Source organism: Bacillus sp. DNRA2 (genome assembly GCF_012843265.1).
GTDB lineage: Bacteria > Bacillota > Bacilli > Bacillales > Cytobacillaceae > Bacillus_BU.
The window spans coordinates 103,747-120,169 of the sequence record NZ_JABAIT010000001.1 but is presented as its reverse complement, the minus strand read 5'-3'; the positions used below and the strand labels follow the sequence as shown (position 1 = coordinate 120,169).

15 protein-coding genes are annotated in these 16,423 nt (G+C 41.1%); 5 read left to right on the top strand and 10 right to left on the bottom strand.

Features of this window, described 5'->3' with window-relative positions:
• Window positions 1-447: 447 nt before the first annotated feature.
• The gene (locus HHO41_RS00565) at window positions 448-972 is read left to right on the top strand and encodes an NUDIX hydrolase (RefSeq protein ID WP_169094877.1); all 525 of its coding nucleotides are present in this window, start codon (window positions 448-450) and stop codon (window positions 970-972) included.
• A gap of 111 nt (window positions 973-1,083) precedes the next feature.
• On the opposite strand, the gene HHO41_RS00560 is transcribed toward HHO41_RS00565, so the two are convergent.
• The 4 genes from HHO41_RS00560 to HHO41_RS00545 all read right to left on the bottom strand — a co-directional run bounded on the left by HHO41_RS00560 (window position 1,084) and on the right by HHO41_RS00545 (window position 6,746).
• On the bottom strand, window positions 1,084-2,361 hold the full coding sequence (locus HHO41_RS00560) for a dicarboxylate/amino acid:cation symporter (RefSeq protein WP_481747077.1): 1,278 nt from the start codon (window positions 2,359-2,361) through the stop codon (window positions 1,084-1,086).
• A 225-nt stretch (window positions 2,362-2,586) separates the two neighbouring features.
• On the bottom strand, window positions 2,587-3,081 hold the full coding sequence (locus tag HHO41_RS00555; RefSeq protein ID WP_169094876.1) for a hypothetical protein: 495 nt from the start codon (window positions 3,079-3,081) through the stop codon (window positions 2,587-2,589).
• A 123-nt stretch (window positions 3,082-3,204) separates the two neighbouring features.
• Complete coding sequence (locus tag HHO41_RS00550; RefSeq protein ID WP_169094875.1) at window positions 3,205-4,998, bottom strand: midas domain-containing protein; 1,794 nt, start codon at window positions 4,996-4,998, stop codon at window positions 3,205-3,207.
• A gap of 248 nt (window positions 4,999-5,246) precedes the next feature.
• Window positions 5,247-6,746, bottom strand: a complete 1,500-nt coding sequence (locus tag HHO41_RS00545; RefSeq protein ID WP_169094874.1) for an LPXTG cell wall anchor domain-containing protein — start codon at window positions 6,744-6,746, stop codon at window positions 5,247-5,249.
• Window positions 6,747-6,995: 249 nt separating this feature from the next.
• Between HHO41_RS00545 and uraD the strand changes: the two genes are divergently transcribed.
• Entirely contained in the window at window positions 6,996-7,496 is a 501-nt protein-coding gene (gene uraD / locus HHO41_RS00540; RefSeq protein ID WP_169094873.1) for a 2-oxo-4-hydroxy-4-carboxy-5-ureidoimidazoline decarboxylase, read from the top strand.
• Between the two features lie 258 nt (window positions 7,497-7,754).
• Window positions 7,755-8,048 carry a c-type cytochrome gene (locus HHO41_RS00535; protein WP_169094872.1) on the top strand — a complete coding sequence of 98 codons (294 nt, stop codon included), beginning with the start codon at window positions 7,755-7,757 and terminating at the stop codon, window positions 8,046-8,048.
• A 43-nt stretch (window positions 8,049-8,091) separates the two neighbouring features.
• On the opposite strand, the gene HHO41_RS00530 is transcribed toward HHO41_RS00535, so the two are convergent.
• On the bottom strand, window positions 8,092-8,577 hold the full coding sequence (locus HHO41_RS00530; RefSeq protein ID WP_169094871.1) for a CBO0543 family protein: 486 nt from the start codon (window positions 8,575-8,577) through the stop codon (window positions 8,092-8,094).
• A gap of 192 nt (window positions 8,578-8,769) precedes the next feature.
• Between HHO41_RS00530 and HHO41_RS00525 the strand changes: the two genes are divergently transcribed.
• A complete protein-coding gene (locus HHO41_RS00525) occupies window positions 8,770-9,423 on the top strand; it encodes a Crp/Fnr family transcriptional regulator (RefSeq protein ID WP_169094870.1) in 654 nt (217 codons plus the stop codon).
• A gap of 80 nt (window positions 9,424-9,503) precedes the next feature.
• Entirely contained in the window at window positions 9,504-9,692 is a 189-nt protein-coding gene (locus tag HHO41_RS00520) for a YgaP family membrane protein (RefSeq protein WP_169094869.1), read from the top strand.
• 68 nt (window positions 9,693-9,760) lie between these two features.
• Here HHO41_RS00520 and sdhB read toward each other — a convergent pair whose 3' ends face one another.
• The 5 genes from sdhB to HHO41_RS00495 all read right to left on the bottom strand — a co-directional run bounded on the left by sdhB (window position 9,761) and on the right by HHO41_RS00495 (window position 16,078).
• Window positions 9,761-10,537, bottom strand: coding sequence for a succinate dehydrogenase iron-sulfur subunit (gene sdhB / locus HHO41_RS00515; protein WP_169094868.1), 777 nt, complete (start codon window positions 10,535-10,537; stop codon window positions 9,761-9,763).
• Window positions 10,538-10,539: 2 nt separating this feature from the next.
• Window positions 10,540-12,303 (bottom strand): succinate dehydrogenase flavoprotein subunit, encoded by a 1,764-nt coding sequence (gene sdhA, locus HHO41_RS00510; RefSeq protein WP_169094867.1) that lies wholly within the window; start codon window positions 12,301-12,303, stop codon window positions 10,540-10,542.
• Between the two features lie 71 nt (window positions 12,304-12,374).
• Window positions 12,375-12,989 (bottom strand): succinate dehydrogenase cytochrome b558 subunit, encoded by a 615-nt coding sequence (locus HHO41_RS00505; RefSeq protein ID WP_169094866.1) that lies wholly within the window; start codon window positions 12,987-12,989, stop codon window positions 12,375-12,377.
• A 163-nt stretch (window positions 12,990-13,152) separates the two neighbouring features.
• Window positions 13,153-14,610 carry an aspartate ammonia-lyase gene (aspA, locus tag HHO41_RS00500; RefSeq protein ID WP_169094865.1) on the bottom strand — a complete coding sequence of 486 codons (1,458 nt, stop codon included), beginning with the start codon at window positions 14,608-14,610 and terminating at the stop codon, window positions 13,153-13,155.
• A 154-nt stretch (window positions 14,611-14,764) separates the two neighbouring features.
• Entirely contained in the window at window positions 14,765-16,078 is a 1,314-nt protein-coding gene (locus tag HHO41_RS00495; protein ID WP_169094864.1) for an anaerobic C4-dicarboxylate transporter family protein, read from the bottom strand.
• Between the last annotated feature and the right edge of the window lie 345 nt (window positions 16,079-16,423).

The following is a 16,423-nucleotide window of genomic DNA, read 5'->3' as shown; positions in this document are numbered from 1 at the left end:
TTAGACCTTTGCAAAAAGGATACTTTTCATTAAACTTAATACCCATCTTTGTAAAAATGTCCCTTACATTTGTTCTATGAAATATTTCCTTCCCTTTTTCACGTTGAACTGTTTCTTAGACTTGCTCTATGATACACTTCCTTCGCTTTTTCACGTCAAACTGTTTCTTAGACTTGCTCTATGATACACTTCCTGCACTTTTTCACATTGAACTGTTTCTTAGACCGGTTCTATGATACACTTCCTTCGCTTTTTCACGTCAAACTGTTTCTTAGACTTGCTCTATGATACACTTCCTGCACTTTTTCACGTTGAACTGTTTCTTAGACCGGTTCTATGATACACTTCCTGCACTTTTTCACGTAAAAAACCGGCTTACTGGAAAAAAACGGAGATTTGCTGTTTTGGGGCTGGGCGCTTACAATGAAAACGAGGTGAATATACATAATGGTTTGGAAAATTAAAAGCACTGACCGAAAACAGATTGATCGTTACGGGATTACGATAGATGAAGTGATTCTCCCGAATGGTGAGGAAAAGACCTTTGCCTATCTTGATTTTGCCAAAGGGGTTTGCATCCTTCCGATTACAAATGAGCACAAAGTTCTTTGCTTAAAGCAATATCGCCATGCGCTTAAAAGCTGGCAATGGGAATTACCCGCAGGGGGTATCGACCAAAATAGCCTGCCACTTGAAACTGCAAAGCGTGAATTAGAGGAAGAAACGGGTTATATTGCTGAAGATTGGCTTGAGTTGGGAAGTTTTTATCCATCACCTGGGTCAACAAGTGAAGAAATCCACTTATTCGCAGCGGCTGGTTTGACGAAAACACAGCAAAACTTGGAGAGCAGTGAGCAGATTGAAGTTCACGAGCTTACGATGGCGGAATTGAAGGATTTAGTGAAGAATGGTGAATTTTCACATGGGGCAGGACTCGCGGCCATTTTGCGCTATAAGTTTATCACCGATTAGACTTTGGGCGAGGCAAAAACCACTGAAACTTGAAACGGAAACCAGAAAAATCTTTATTTTAATAAAAGCAAAAAAGCGACGACTCCCAAAAAAGTCATCGCTTTTTTTCATTTAAACAGCTTTTACTTTACGCTTTGGGACGAGGCCTGCTTTCTTGAGCCAGTCCTTCCCTTCGACGATGCGCGTTACCAGCATCGCACAGACGGTGTTGCCGGTGGAATTTAGTAATGTCGCCGGGGCATCGATAATGGTGCTGATGACGGCAATAATTGGCAGCACCTCAGGCGGGAAGCCGTACACGCTGATGATGAGCATTTCGCCAATCATACCACCCCCAGGTATAGCACCCATAACGGCTCCAACTAAGAAGGAAACAGCAATAATGCTTAAAATGCTAGAAATACTTGTTAAGTCCTTGCCAAACAGCGCAAACAAGAAGACGATTTTCAGAACTCCGCCAAATACGGATCCATCTTTGTGGGTGTTAGCACCAAGAGGTATGATTGTTTCACCGATATCCTTTGGTACGCCCATTTTTTTAACAGCGGCAAGGTTGACCGGAATACAGGCTGCACTTGAGCAAGTTGCAATGGCCGTGATCGAAGGAGTGATCGCGTTTTTCCAGAAAATCTTGACGCCGTCCTTACCTCCAGCAAAGAATGCATACAAAGTGAAGAAGCCGAAATAATAAATCACAGTTAAAATCAGGTACAGTACAAATGAACGGGCATAGCCCTCTAATATCTGTGGTCCTAATTCACCGATGACTGCAGCAAAATAGCAGCCCAGTCCAATCGGCGCGTAATACATAATCAGGTTGACCATTTTCATCATCACTTGAGTGGCTGCGGATAAGAAGTCAGCCACTGGCTTCCCTTTTTCGCCAATCAGCGCGGTAGAAACGCCGAACAGTAAGGAGAAGACGATTAATTGGAGCATATTACTTCTGGATAATAGGTTGGAAAAATCAGAAACGGTAAAGGTGTTAACAAGCTGACTTAAAAAGGGTACGGCCTCCGTTTCGGGTTCTTCTGCTGCACTCATCACTGCTTTGATAGCAGAGATATCGGCATTTTTAATCGGCTCAATGATTGTAGTCCCAATAAAACCAAGAATTGCAGACACAGACGCCGTTATTAAAAATACGACTAAAATGCTGCCCATAATTTTGCCGAGTCGCTTCATCCCATTCATGTTGGCAATCGCCGAAGCAATACTGAAAAATACTAATGGCACAATCATCATAAACATTAAATTGAGGAACAAATCTCCAAATGGCTTGACGACAGCAGCATCCGGTCCATAAGCAAGACCAGCACCACCTCCGATGATAATGGAACACAGTAAAATTAGCGTGAAGCGATAATTTTTAAAAAATGATTTCAAAATCTCCACTGCCTTTCTACATGTTAATATGTAGTTTCATTTGGAAAAGCATACCGAAGATTGAAATGTACGTAAACGACATTTGACACAATTAGTATTTTTAAAAGGGGCAAAATAATGAATTTTCTAAAGAAGGAAATATATTGGAAGAAAATATAACAACCCGCTCATGACTAAGCGGGTTATCTGATATGATCTAATTAAGATGATGGATTCACTTATAATCCATTATTTTGAAACTGCAGATGAGAATTGGTATTCGTGATTTTGAATCGCTTGTTTTTGAATAAGCTTACCTTGGTAATGGAAAGTTGCATTAACAGTACTTTGCTTTTGTACTAATTTGGTCGGGCCCTCAGTTGCTGTAGTCTGCTCAGTAGTGCCGCTTGCCTGAGTTGTTTGAGTGTTTCCATTTAATTCGTCCGCAACATCAACTGTTCGAACTTGAGTTTGAGTAGCTGTCGCAGGACCATTTGATGTACCTGCTTGAGTTTGAGATCCTGAAATAAATGAAGATTGTCCTACAGCAGCACCAGTAGATACCTCTGTTTGGCTTTTATTGCTCTTTTGAAATTGTGTGAAACTAGACCAGCCACTTCTAGTTTGATTAACATCGATGGAAGAGTTATTCCAAGAACTTGCACTCGCTGCTGATACTCCTAGTCCAAGACCCGCACAAATTGCGGAAACTGCGATTAATGACTTAACTGTTTTCTTAATCATTCTTTGACTCCTCCTATTGGCTTATGAACACGTTAATTAACGAGCATGATTTTAGTAAAATAAATCCATAAAACAGCTCCATCCAGCATGACACCAGATGGAGCTGAAAGTGTTTAAACGATATTAGTTAGCTTGTTGACCTTGAACGACTGTGAAGCTAGAAGAAGAAGATTGGCTAATGCCCGCACCGAAAGCTGCCGCATTTTGAGAAACATTGCTAGTAGCGCTTTGGCTTTGGTTAGCATTTCCAGTAGCTTCTTGAGATTGAGTAACCTCAACTTCAGCTTCTTGTTCTACTTCATTACCAACTCCTACAACTGTTGCAGACTGAGCAACATCAGTTGAAGAGCTTTGAGCTTGATCGACTGGACCTAAACCAGCTTGTGTTTGGTCAGTATTTGTTTCTACTCCTTGCTCAACTTCATTTCCGATACCAACGACTACAGCACCTTGTTCAGCAGTGTTATCAGCATTTTGAGCTTGAGCTGCACCAACTGCACCAATTTGGTCTTGAGTTGTGCAATTTTCTACTTCTTGCTCAGCGTCATTGCCTAAGCCTACAACAACCGCTTCTTGTGAAGATTCGTTAGAAGCGTTTTGAGCTTGTTCTACAAGTACACCACCAGCTTGGTTTTGCTCAATTCCATTTTCTACTTCTTGCTCAGCGTCATTACCAATTCCAACTGCTTGAGCACCTTGTGAAGTAGTGTTTGAAGCAGATTGTCCTTGAAGGGCACCAAGACCGCCTACTTGAGTTTGTTCAGTATCAACTTCAACTTCTTGTTCAACACCATTGAATGCTCCTACAGCTTCGCCAGATTGAATAGCAGAATTTTCAGACGCTTGACCTTGAAGGGCACCAAGTACACCTACTTGTGTTTGGTCAGTGTCAGTTTCTACTTCTTGCTCAACATCATTTGCAAGACCTGCGGAGAATGCACCTTGGGAAGATTCGTTACCAGCTACTTGAACTTGACCAACAAGGGCACCTAAGCCAAGTTGAGATTGATTAGTGTCGTTGTCAACGTCTTGCTCGTTGTCGTTTGCAACACCAGCAGTTCCTGAAACCTGTTCTGAACCGTTAGTAGATACTTGTGCTTGACCAATTAATAAGCCTAATGCTAATTGGTTTTGCTCCGTATCATTTTCGATATCTTGATCGTCTTCATTGAAGAATCCTTCTGATGAAGAGCTTTGATTATTGTCGTTAGCAGCAATTTGCGCTTGACCAACTAATAGACCTAAGCCCACACTAGTTTGATCTGTGTAGTTATCAATATCTTGATCTTGGTCATTACCGATGCCAGCAGAATCTTGTGCTTGCACGTTATTATTATCAGCAATATCGATTTGACCGATTAACGCACCTACACCAACGTTAAGTTGATCTGTGTCGCTTACAGCAGATTGAGTTTGGTCATTCTTTTTGCCGATTGTTGATTGTTGTTGGTGACCATTGTTTACTGAAACATTTGCTTGGCCGATTAAAACGCCTAGACCAAGTGCTGCTTGTGAATCAGAAACGACATTTACTTGTGTTTGGTCATTCTTTTTACCTACAACCGATTGGTCTTGAGAACCATTAGCTGCTGCGATGTTTGCTTGACCAATCAACGCACCGACACCAACAGCAGTTTGGTTTCTATTGAAAACTGACAATTGGAATTGGTCAGATTTCTTAGCCCATAGCGCTGATTGAGTTTGAGATGCATGGTCATTAACAATAGTTGGTTGGCTAATCAATAAACCAGCAGCAAATTTATTTTGGTTTACGTTTTGAGTTGCATCTTTAAATTGATCAACACCCTTTGCTGCAAATGCAGATGTTGATGCTAATAGTGTTCCAACTAAAGCTCCTGTTGCGATGATCTTCTTCCAATTGAGTACGTTCTTTACCTGTTTGTAATTTTGACCCATACCTGATACCGACCTCCACGTTAACTTTTATTGGAATTTCCTGTTCCGAGCTTTAGTATACTACCGCATTGAATTTTTTGAAAAATCGGAAATTTGGTTATATTCAGTCATTTTGAGTGATTTTTTGTTCTTTATTAAGACCATCCTCTCGATTTCTTTCTTTCTTGTGCTTTTTAAAGAACGACCCCCATAAAAAAACAGCATAATGCTGCTAAACCCAGTCATTATGCTGTATATAACATTTTTGATTAAATTGTGAACTTTTTCGATTTACGAAAAATTAACACTGAACCCGACGCAACTATGACGATTCCCAATAATAAGAGATTATAATGGTTCGTTGCCGTATTAGGAAGTTCATTTGCTTTAGTGTCTGACGTCGTTACTGTTTTCACAGGTGCCGCACTTGCTGCAGCTTTCACCACTGATGGTGTTGATGAATCTGGGGTTGACGACACAGGTGTTGGATTTTCGCCTGGAGTTGGAACCGTTGGATTCTCCCCTGGCTGATCAATTGGCGGAATCGTTGGCTCGCCACCGTTATTATCGTCTGGAGGTGTTGTGGGCTCTTCACCATTATTATCATCAGGTGGTGTCGTTGGTTCTTCATCATCGCCGCCTGGTGGTGTCGTTGGTTTCGGCTCAGGAGAACCAAATAGCTCAGCACCAAAAACTAGCGAAATACTACTTTTTAAAAACGCTTTATAGTCTGATGTTTCATCATTTAAAAATAATACAGCAATGTTCTTAACAATCACTTTGCCCCAATCGAACTCTTTTTCATATGATTGAAAGGCGCCATGAACATCCTTTACCTCTAAGGCAGTTTCTCTCTCACTCTTGTCAATTAACTGATCATTCACGAATATTTTTTGAAAGAATTTGACAACTCCTCCAGTAGCATCCTTGACTATTTCCAAGTAGTTCTGTGTCGTTACGGTTACACCTACTTGAACGACTTCCTGAAGCGTATTGACAAAAAGTCCATCAACAATTGCTGCTTGAGCTTGATTCAAAATTGCTGAACCATTCGATTCTACCTCGAGCTTTTGGCCCGCTTCAATAACGGTTAATTGCTCTTGCTCGTCCGCCTTTTCCCCCTCGACATCAAGGTCTTGAAGCTGAGCTACCGTAATGTCGGTGTCCTGCTTGAACTCGATCTCAGCGCCATTTTCGGTAAGAACTGACTGTGATTGCTCTGTTGTTGCATTCGTCTCTTGATGTAAAACATCAATTTCATCGTCCGGTAAAAGTACACCTTGAGTCTGCTTCGAATCAATGCCAGCCTTCAAATTTTGGTTAACTTTTATCCCTTCAGCTGCTTTAATCTCTTGCTCTTGACCAACTGTTAAATTCGTCGTTTGTCCCTGACCAATTTGACCGTCAACATCACTATCAATCAATTCGTGGCAAGCTACAGAGGCTTGGACCGTTTGATCCTGACAAACTTTGTTGTCTGCTGTCTGATCCTGGTCAGCATCTTTGTAATTCCCTTCGATATTTTGAACTGGATGGGCGGTAGAATCCGTTGATTGGTCCTGGTCAACTACAGGGCTATTTAGACCTATTTCATCTTCATTAGAATAATTTTGTTCTTTATTTTCATCTAACTGTGATGGTTGTTGTTGATCATTTATTTGGGTTGATTCGGTCGCTTGAAGTGGAGTGATTTCCTCCGCTTGTATAACATGAAAACCCACTGTTGCTGAATTCAGTAAAAGACATATTAATAAAAGTTTTTTAAGCAACCTGTACCCTCCTTTCTTAGGAAAAAAGTTTTATTTGTTTTGTTCATTATATAGAACAAAAATATATTTTCAAAGATTCAAAATTCGCCATTTTCCCTTATAAAGAACAAAATATATTCTATTTGGTCCGTTTTTCTCTTTTTTTCTTAATATTTTATTTTTTTGAAAAATTCTGCAATAATAGAAGATGTGTGATTTTTACATTGGTTGAGGAAAGACTCTGCCATTTTTAAGGAGGATAACAAGCAAATGTTAACTATAAAACAATTAAACTCACTATCGATTACCGAATTCACTGATGTATTGGGAGAAATATTTGAAGAATCAGCGTGGATTGCTGCTGCATGTGCCCTGGAACGACCGTTCACATCGATCACCGACCTGCATCAGCATATGGTAGCCATTGTCCAAAGGTCTTCACACTCACTCCAGTTGAATTTATTGAATGCGCATCCAAATTTGGGAGTAAAAATCGCTATGAGTCATTCTTCAAGTCGTGAACAGCAAGCAGCCGGGTTAAAGAATCTCACCAGTGAGGAATATGAAGCATTTGTTTTATTAAACACGCGATATTATCAAAAGTTTGGCTTCCCATTCATCATTGCCGTCCGTGGAAAAGACAAGCACGTAATTTTAGCAGAAATGAAGCAACGGATTAACAACGACGAATCACTAGAATTTCTAGCAGCATTGTCCGAAGTATACAAAATTGCCTTATTCCGCTTGCATGACAAAATCAAACAAGATTAGAGTGATTTCTATATAATAGGAAGAAATCCGACTTTTCTTGAACATCCTGACTCGAAATATCAGATATTTTTGGGGATGTTGTTATTATACGGAGTAGTTCGTGAGGCGGGATATTATGCCAAACAATCAATTTTTCGCCATATTTTCAATGGTCATATGTTGCTGAAATATTTTAAGATAATATTAATGTTTTATTTAGATAGAGTTAATTTTTTAACTCTATTTTTTAAATTATTGCTAAATAGGAGGGAAAACATCATGAAACGACTATGGCTACTTTCGGTTTTAATCCTAATCATTATGGCTGGCTGCTCTGCCAACGCAGCTGACGCACCAAAGGATGGTCCTGGATTATTTGAGCAAAAATGCTCCGCTTGTCACGGTTCAAATTTAAAAGGGGCAACTGCCGGTCCTGCGGTTTTAAATATGAAGAGCAAGTACACCGAGGATGAACTTATAAAATTAATGACAGACGGAAAAGGCATGATGCCAGGAAAACTGTTGACTGAAACAGAAAACAAACTCGTCGCACAATGGCTATTAGAACAATAATACTTTAACAGAGTAAAGCGGTGGGGGACAGTCCCCCACCGCTTTACTCTGTTAAAGAGGTATTAACTTTTATGTTGAAAAACCAGCGATAGAACATCATGGAGAAATAAAATGTGATGTACAGCGAAATCCACGTCCAGTACCATTTCCATTCATTATACTTGATTAAATCAGTATATTTTTCGATTAATACCTCAACTATTGTCATCCAGGACGGGAAGAAGATAAACCAGCACATTCTCGGAAGTATCCCTTTGTGATATGGATAATGAAGATTAAAAATAACGCAAATGGCTGGGTAGATAAAGTACTCAAAAGAAAAGCTGGTGTGGCTCGCTTTTGCAAATTCCCGAACAGGATATTCAATCCACCCACATTGCACCACGATTAAGCCAAGAATCCATGTCATAAACTGTTTAAAATAAAATATTAGATAAGCTTCCCTGAGACGATCTTTCGGAATCCAAATCAAAAGACCGATGATAGTAAGCACCCATACGCTGATTAGAACGATAATCTCTTTACTCAAAGAACTCGCACTCCCCATTGTCACATCATTATATTATCGACATTAGATCATATTATTATGCTTTGAATATTCCTTATCCTTAGTCTTTGTCTGACACCACGGGTTATTTTCGTTATTTTCAAAAAATTATTATGGTTTTAATAAGCTTTTTACGTTAAAATGATAGCATATGATTTATACCGGGTGGGGCATATGAAACAATCTATCTTTTCATTATTTCCGTTTCTTGAAGACTTGACAGCGGAAGAACTGCGGCAGCTTATCTTTATTGAGGCGAAAGCAGGACAAATTATTATGAATGAAGGCGAGCCGTGTCACCAGGCTGCGTTTGTAGTTGAAGGTGAATTAATCATTCAAAAGACCAATAAAAATGGCCGGGAAATTAATCTATTTCGAGTTACCTCTGGACAGGCATGCATTTTATCGATTACAAGTACACTTTCAGAGCAGCCTTTTCCTGCCCAAACTGTGACAACTAAAAACAGCAAGCTATTCCTCGTTGACCAAAGGTTATTAACAAGCTGGATGAATAAATATGCTTCCTTTCAAAAGCTCATCAATTTAACAACAGCGAACCGATTTAATCATGTTATGGGATTATTCGATGATTTATGTTTCAGACGAATTGATGAAAGAATGGCCGAATATCTGCTGGAAAAACTCCCGATTGACCATACAATCCTTTATATTACTCACGAAGAGTTAGCAAGTGAGCTAGGAACGGCTCGAGAGGTGGTAAGCAGACTCATGAATCAACTCGAAAAAAACGATATCCTTCGATTATCTCGAGGTAAAGTGATGATGTATGATAGAAAGAAACTTAAGGGATTATTGACAAAAAGGTGAACATGTGACTTAGTTACGGAAAAAAGAATCGTTGCACCTTATGATTATTTCAAGTTATTTTGGAAAATGGGGGCTAGGTTATGAAAGCAAATGTTGGTGGAACAGATCGCGTTTTACGGTTAATTTTAGGAATTCTTCTATTAGGATTGTTTCTTCTTGAAGGGAATGTTAAATATTTCGGGATACTTGGAATCGTCTTTATCGCAACTGCCGCAATCCGCTTTTGCCCGTTTTATCCACTGTTGAAAATTAATACATGCAAGAAATAATATAGTGTCTTATTTTCACTTTAATACACTAAAGCGGTGGGGGACTGTCCCCCACCGCTTTAGTGCGTTTATCCGAAGAAGTTTTTGAATGATTGGATGGTTACTTGGCGATTGAGCGCCGCTAGAGATGTGGTGAGCTCAATGCCCTTTGGACAAACCTCAACACAGTTTTGTGAGTTACCGCAGGTAGTGATGCCACCCTCACCCATAATCGCTTCCAAACGCTCTTCCTTATGCATCGCACCAGTTGGATGTGTGTTAAACAAACGCACCTGTGACAATGGTGCCGGACCCATAAACGGCGAATGATCGTTAACATTCGGACAGGCCTCCAGACAGCAACCACATGTCATACACTTAGACAGCTCGTATGCCCATCGCCGCGTGTTTTCTGGCATCCTTGGTCCAGGACCCAAATCATGAGTTCCGTCAATTGGAATCCACGCTTTCACTTTTTTCAATGAGTCAAACATCCGCTGACGATCAACCGCCAAATCGCGGACTACCGGGAACGTGCTTAAAGGCTCAATCCGAATTGGTTGTTCAAGCTGATCAATTAATGAAGAGCATGCCTGACGCGGCTTGCCGTTAATGACCATCGAACAGGCACCGCACACTTCCTCCAAGCAAACCGATTCCCAAATGACCGGTGTTGATGGCTCCCCTTTTGCATTCACAGGATTCCGCTGAATTTCGATAAGTGCCGAAATAATATTCATATTGGGACGGTACGGAACCTGAAATTCCTCTTGATACGGCTGGGAATTAGCATTCTTTTGCCGCTTGATAATTAAGTTGATGGTTTTGCCGCTGCCGCTACCGCCGTTACTTCCACTTCCAGCCATGATTATTTCGCTCCTTTCTTCGCTTTCGTGTAATCCCGTTTCCGCGGTTTAATTAAGGATGTATCAACCTCTTGATAAGACAGCATTGGCTGACCAGTTTTTGGATTAAATTTTGCCATTGTTGTTTTTAACCACTCATCGTCATTACGATCAGGGAATTCCGGCTTATAATGAGCGCCACGGCTCTCATTACGATTCAAAGCACCGAGCGTAATCACCTGGGCAAGATTAATCATTCCTTCAAGCTGACGGACAAATGAAGTGCTAGAATTACTCCATTTCGCTGTATCTTCAATATTGATTCGCTTATATCTTTGGGCAAAATCCTGAAGCTTGTCATACGTCATCTGCAGCTTTTTATTTTCACGAACAACCGTCACATTATCAGTCATTAATTCGCCAAGCTCTTTATGAAGCAAATACGCATTTTCCGTACCATTCATCGTTAAAATTGATTGATAGCGCTTCTGGTCCTCATCAATTTGACAATCAAATACTGTTGACGAAATGTCCTCTGTGGACTTTGTTAAACCCTTTATATACTCTAGCGCAGCCGGGCCTGCCGCCATTCCGCCGTATACTGCTGACAACAGCGAGTTTGCACCAAGACGATTAGCACCATGCTGCGAATAATCACATTCACCAGCTGCAAATAACCCAGGAATACTTGTTTGTTGGTTAAAATCAACCCAAAGCCCACCCATAGAGTAGTGTACGCCTGGGAAAATCTTCATTGGGACTTTGCGCGGGTCCTCACCGACAAATTTTTCATAAATTTCCATAATCCCGCCAAGCTTGATATCAAGCTGATGAGCATCAATATGAGAAAGGTCAAGATAGACTTTGTTTTCGCCATCGATTCCAAGCTTTTGATTTACGCACACATCAAAGATTTCCCGTGTTGCAATATCACGCGGCACAAGGTTACCGTATGCCGGATACTTTTCTTCAAGGAAGTACCATGGCTTGCCATTCTTATACGTCCAAACCCGTCCACCTTCACCACGGGCAGACTCACTCATGAGGCGATTTTTATCATCACCAGGAATGGCGGTTGGATGAATCTGAATGAACTCGCCATTGGCGTAATAGGCGCCCTGCTCGTACAATCTTGCGGCAGCGTAACCAGTGTTAATCGTTGAGTTTGTGGACTTTCCAAAAATTACGCCAAGTCCACCTGTTGCCATAATAACCGCATCAGCAGGAAATGATTTAAGTTCCATTGTCCGCATGTTTTGAGCCGTAATTCCACGGCATACGCCTTCCGGATCAATCACTGATGAAACAAACTCCCAGTTCTCAAATTTTTGCACAAGCCCTGCCACTTCAAAACGGCGAACTTGCTCGTCAAGAGCGTATAAGAGTTGTTGGCCGGTGGTTGCACCAGCAAATGCCGTCCGATGATGCTGCGTCCCACCAAACCGACGAAAATCTAGTAAACCTTCAGGAGTCCGGTTAAACATAACTCCCATGCGATCGAACATATGAATAATTTTAGGAGCGGCCTCACACATTGCTTTTACAGGGGGCTGATTTGCGAGGAAGTCACCTCCGTACACGGAATCATCAAAGTGCTCCCAAGGAGAGTCATTCTCCCCCTTCGTATTAACGGCGCCATTGATACCGCCTTGTGCACAAACAGAGTGAGATCGTTTTACGGGCACAAGCGAAAATAAATCTACTTTTGTCCCTGCCTCAGCGATCTTAATTGCTGCCATTAAACCTGCTAAGCCACCGCCAACAATGACAATTTTGCCTTTAGTCATTTGAGCTTACCTCCAATTTATGTTGATTAACAAAATCCGTCCGCTTTGTTTCTTTATTTTTCAAATTGCCCTTAAGCAAATCCCAAAATGGCACGAATGCCGATGATGGATAGAACAACAAAGATTCCTAGCGTGATATATTGGAAAATCTTTTGCGATTTTGGTGTAACAGTGATTCCCCAAGTGATAAGGAAAGTCCAAATTCCATTAGCAAAATGGAAAACAGAGCCGACAATTCCGATAATGTATAAAGCGAGTGATACCGGATTATCCACGATTCCCGCCATTAGATCAAAGTTTGCTTCCGCACCGAAAAATTCAACCTGGACCTTTGTTTCCCAAATATGCCAAGTAACAAAAATAAACGTGATGATTCCCGATAAACGCTGTAAGTAAAATTTCCAGTTTCTAAAATAACCATAACGACCGACGTTGTTCTTTGCTTGAAATGCGATATAAATACCATAGATAGCATGGAAATATAATGGGATAAAAATAATAAATGCCTCTAAAAACAATTTAAATGGTAAGTTCACCATAACGTTTGCAGCGGTATTGTATGCATCATTTCCCCATGTCACTGTATAGTTCACAAATAAGTGAACGCATAAGAATATACCAACTGGAATGATTCCTGACAGAGAGTGAAGCTTACGATAGAGATGCTGGTTCTTTCCTCGCTCCATTGTTTACTGCCTCCTTTTAGTAAAGAGCTTTCTTGTGGTGTGGTTTCTGAGATTATTTTTTATAAAAATAAAGCTATTAAGCAAACTATCAATAACGTTTATAGCCAACGCTAGTATGTAAGCTAGCGCTGGCTTTATCCATCATCCTGTGTATGCTTTAAAATCACGAAGTTACTAATTCTTTCTCTTCGGCTGATTTCTTTTTCTGATCCATTAAGCTTTTTCCAGAAATCCCTGGATGAGTCATTTCGAACGGATTTAAAATATGATCCAGTTCTTCGTTTGTTAAAACTTCACGTTCGAGCACGATTTCTCTTACCGGTCTGCCACTGACAATTGCTTCGCGGGCAATCGATGCAGCTGTTTCGTATCCAACATGCGGGTTGATGGCTGTAATCACGCCAACGCTGTTGTTAACATATGCAGCCATTCTTTCTTCATTGGCAGTAATGCCACTTAAGCAGTGTGAACGGAACACAGTGAATACATTGGACATAATCTTAATCGATTGAAGCAAATTGAAGACAATGACTGGCTCCATTACGTTTAATTCAAATTGGCCAGCTTCAGATGCCATGCTGATCGTTAAATCGTTACCAACAACTTGGAAAGCCGTTTGGTTTAACACTTCAGCCATAACCGGGTTCACTTTTCCTGGCATGATTGATGAGCCTGGTTGACGTGCAGGCAGATTAATTTCGCCTAAGCCGCAACGTGGACCTGATGCCATCATGCGTAGGTCATTGGCAATTTTGGACATATTCAACATACAAACCTTTAACGCAGCGGATACTTCAATATAGCAATCTGTATTTTGTGTGCCATCAATTAGATTTTCAGCGCCTTTTAATGGATAACCAGTGAAAGTTGCAAGATATTGAACAACCTTTTTAATGTACTCAGGATCAGCATTTAAGCCAGTTCCAACAGCAGTTGCACCCATGTTGACTTCCATTAAATGCTCGCGGGTTGCTTCAATACGATTAATATCTCGTTCAAGCACGCGGGCATATGCGTCAAATTCCTGGCCAAGACGAACCGGTACAGCATCCTGGAGGTGCGTCCGACCCATTTTGATAATGCCATCGAATTCGCGAGCTTTATTTTTGAACTCAGCGTGTAATTCTCCCATCGCATCAAGTAACACGTCTAATCGTGCCAAGACGGAAAGATGGATGGCAGTCGGGAATGAGTCATTTGTAGATTGTGCCATGTTGACATGAGAGTTTGGGCTGATTACTTTGTAATTACCTTTCGTTTCACCGATTAACTCAAGGGCACGGTTGGCAATGACCTCGTTGGTGTTCATATTGATTGAGGTTCCAGCTCCACCTTGGATTGGGTCCACGATAAATTGATCATGCAGATAGCCTTGGACAACTTCTTGAGCTGCTGCTGAGATTGCATCAGCGATATTCTGGTCCAGTTGACCAATATCGGCATTGGCAAGAGCCGCAGCTTTCTTGACAACTGCCATCGCGATAATTAATGCTTCATCAATTTGATAACCAGTGATGGGAAAGTTTTCAATTGCACGCATCGTCTGAACACCATAATAAGCTTCAAGCGGTACCTGTTTTTCACCTAAAAAATCTTTTTCGATGCGGAATGTTTCTTTCATTACAATTCATCTCCTATTTATCATTAGCAACTTTAGTGAGCGAGCGGATGCTTTTGGGGGGCAACACCCGCTCACTGCAGTGCTTTACTGTGGTGGGGGACAGTCCCCCGGTACTGCAACGCTTTACTTCGCTGGGGGACTGTCCCCCACTGCTTTAAAGGACGACCATGCTGAGGAGGATACCGATGGCGACGGCTCCTACTGTAGCTACGAGTCCTGGAATCATGAAGCTGTGGTTAAGAATGTATTTACCAATACCTGTTGTTCCAGTGCGGTCAAAGTTGATCGCAGCAACAACGGTTGGATAGTTTGGAATAAAGAAATAACCGTTAACAGCCGGGAACATCGCAATCAATAATGCTGGATTAATTCCGAGCGTTATTCCAAGCGGCATTAACGTACGAACAGTTGCTGCCTGGCTGTATAACAAAATCGATAGGGCAAACAGAGCAATTGCGAATAACCAAGGTGCTGATGTCACTAAATCAGAAATCGAGCCAGAAATGAGCTCCATATTGCCTTGGAAGAAGGTATCACCCATCCAAGCAATCCCGAAAATTGCCACAACTGCTGTTGCTCCAGCTTTAAATACGCTACCGGAAACAATCTCTTCGACATTTGGTTTACAGAAAATAATCATCAAAGCCGAAATCGTTAACATCACAATTTCAATTGCTCCAGGCATTGTCATGCGTGTAAATACGCCTTCAATTTCCCAACCTGGACGTAACTCTTCAAATGAACCAAGTAAAACTACTAGTATTGCAGCAATCAAGAAGAAAATAACGGATAACTTTGCACCAGGATTTGGTGTAAATGCTTTTTTGTCCTTTTTAATAGGAGCAAGTCCTGCTTCAAGACGTTTTAAATACTCAGGATCAAAGTTAAGCTCTTTACCTTTTTTACTAGCAACAAAAGCAGCGATCATACAAGCGATGAATGTTGAAGGTACACAGATGAGCATGATTTGTAACAGATTAATATTGAAATCACCTAATAACGCCAATAACGCAACAGTTGCAGCAGAAATCGGACTAGCAGTGATCGCCTGTTGTGAGGCAATAACAGCGATTGACATCGGACGCTCAGGGCGAACACCTGACTCACGAGCTACCTCAGCGATTACTGGTAAAACAGAATAAGCAACGTGGCCTGTACCTGCACAGAATGTGAAAATATACGTTACCATTGGGGCAATAAAAGTAATCCACTTTGGATTTTTACGAAGAGCCTTCTCGGCCAGGAATACTAAATATTCCATTCCTCCGGCTGCTTGCAATGCCCCAGCAGCTGTTACGACAGCAAGAATCATTAACATTACATCAATTGGCGCTGAAGTTGGCTGAAGCCCAAACCCGAAAACTAATATCGCGAGTCCAACTCCACCCATTACGCCAAGCCCTACTCCACCAAGTCGTGCCCCGACAAAGATACAGGCAAGCACAATTAAAAATTGAATCCAGAACATGTTGTCTCCCTCCAAATGAGAAAACGATTAGTAAAATAATTAGTGCAATAAAATATTCAGCTTTGCTGTGACTAGTCTAGGATGTTCATCTTAGTTGTGAACCTCCAGCCACCTTCTTTCTTTTCATAAAATCAAGCAAGAAAGCAGAAATGCTTCAGTGTGAGAAAGGGGAAACTGCCTTCTTTGCTTATTTAGAGGATAAATCCCCCCCTACGAAAAACTACAAAAACTCACAAGCTCGCAAATGAACTTAATAAATTTGTCATAATTGTAGGCTGGATTTGACATCATATCCCTTAAAATGATTAATGAATCAGCCTGCAAACTCTTGAAAGGCTGCTTAAG

Excerpts from the sequence above, each read along its gene's own strand:
- HHO41_RS00565 (WP_169094877.1), top strand. The coding sequence starts at position 448 with ATGGTTTGGAAAATTAAAAGCACTGACCGAAAACAGATTGATCGTTAC.
- HHO41_RS00555 (WP_169094876.1), bottom strand. The coding sequence starts at position 3,081 with ATGATTAAGAAAACAGTTAAGTCATTAATCGCAGTTTCCGCAATTTGT.
- HHO41_RS00550 (WP_169094875.1), bottom strand. The coding sequence starts at position 4,998 with ATGGGTCAAAATTACAAACAGGTAAAGAACGTACTCAATTGGAAGAAG.
- uraD (WP_169094873.1), top strand. The coding sequence starts at position 6,996 with ATGTTAACTATAAAACAATTAAACTCACTATCGATTACCGAATTCACT.
- HHO41_RS00535 (WP_169094872.1), top strand. The coding sequence starts at position 7,755 with ATGAAACGACTATGGCTACTTTCGGTTTTAATCCTAATCATTATGGCT.
- HHO41_RS00525 (WP_169094870.1), top strand. The coding sequence starts at position 8,770 with ATGAAACAATCTATCTTTTCATTATTTCCGTTTCTTGAAGACTTGACA.
- HHO41_RS00520 (WP_169094869.1), top strand. The coding sequence starts at position 9,504 with ATGAAAGCAAATGTTGGTGGAACAGATCGCGTTTTACGGTTAATTTTA.
- sdhB (WP_169094868.1), bottom strand. The coding sequence starts at position 10,537 with ATGGCTGGAAGTGGAAGTAACGGCGGTAGCGGCAGCGGCAAAACCATC.
- sdhA (WP_169094867.1), bottom strand. The coding sequence starts at position 12,303 with ATGACTAAAGGCAAAATTGTCATTGTTGGCGGTGGCTTAGCAGGTTTA.
- HHO41_RS00505 (WP_169094866.1), bottom strand. The coding sequence starts at position 12,989 with ATGGAGCGAGGAAAGAACCAGCATCTCTATCGTAAGCTTCACTCTCTG.
- aspA (WP_169094865.1), bottom strand. The coding sequence starts at position 14,610 with ATGAAAGAAACATTCCGCATCGAAAAAGATTTTTTAGGTGAAAAACAG.
- HHO41_RS00495 (WP_169094864.1), bottom strand. The coding sequence starts at position 16,078 with ATGTTCTGGATTCAATTTTTAATTGTGCTTGCCTGTATCTTTGTCGGG.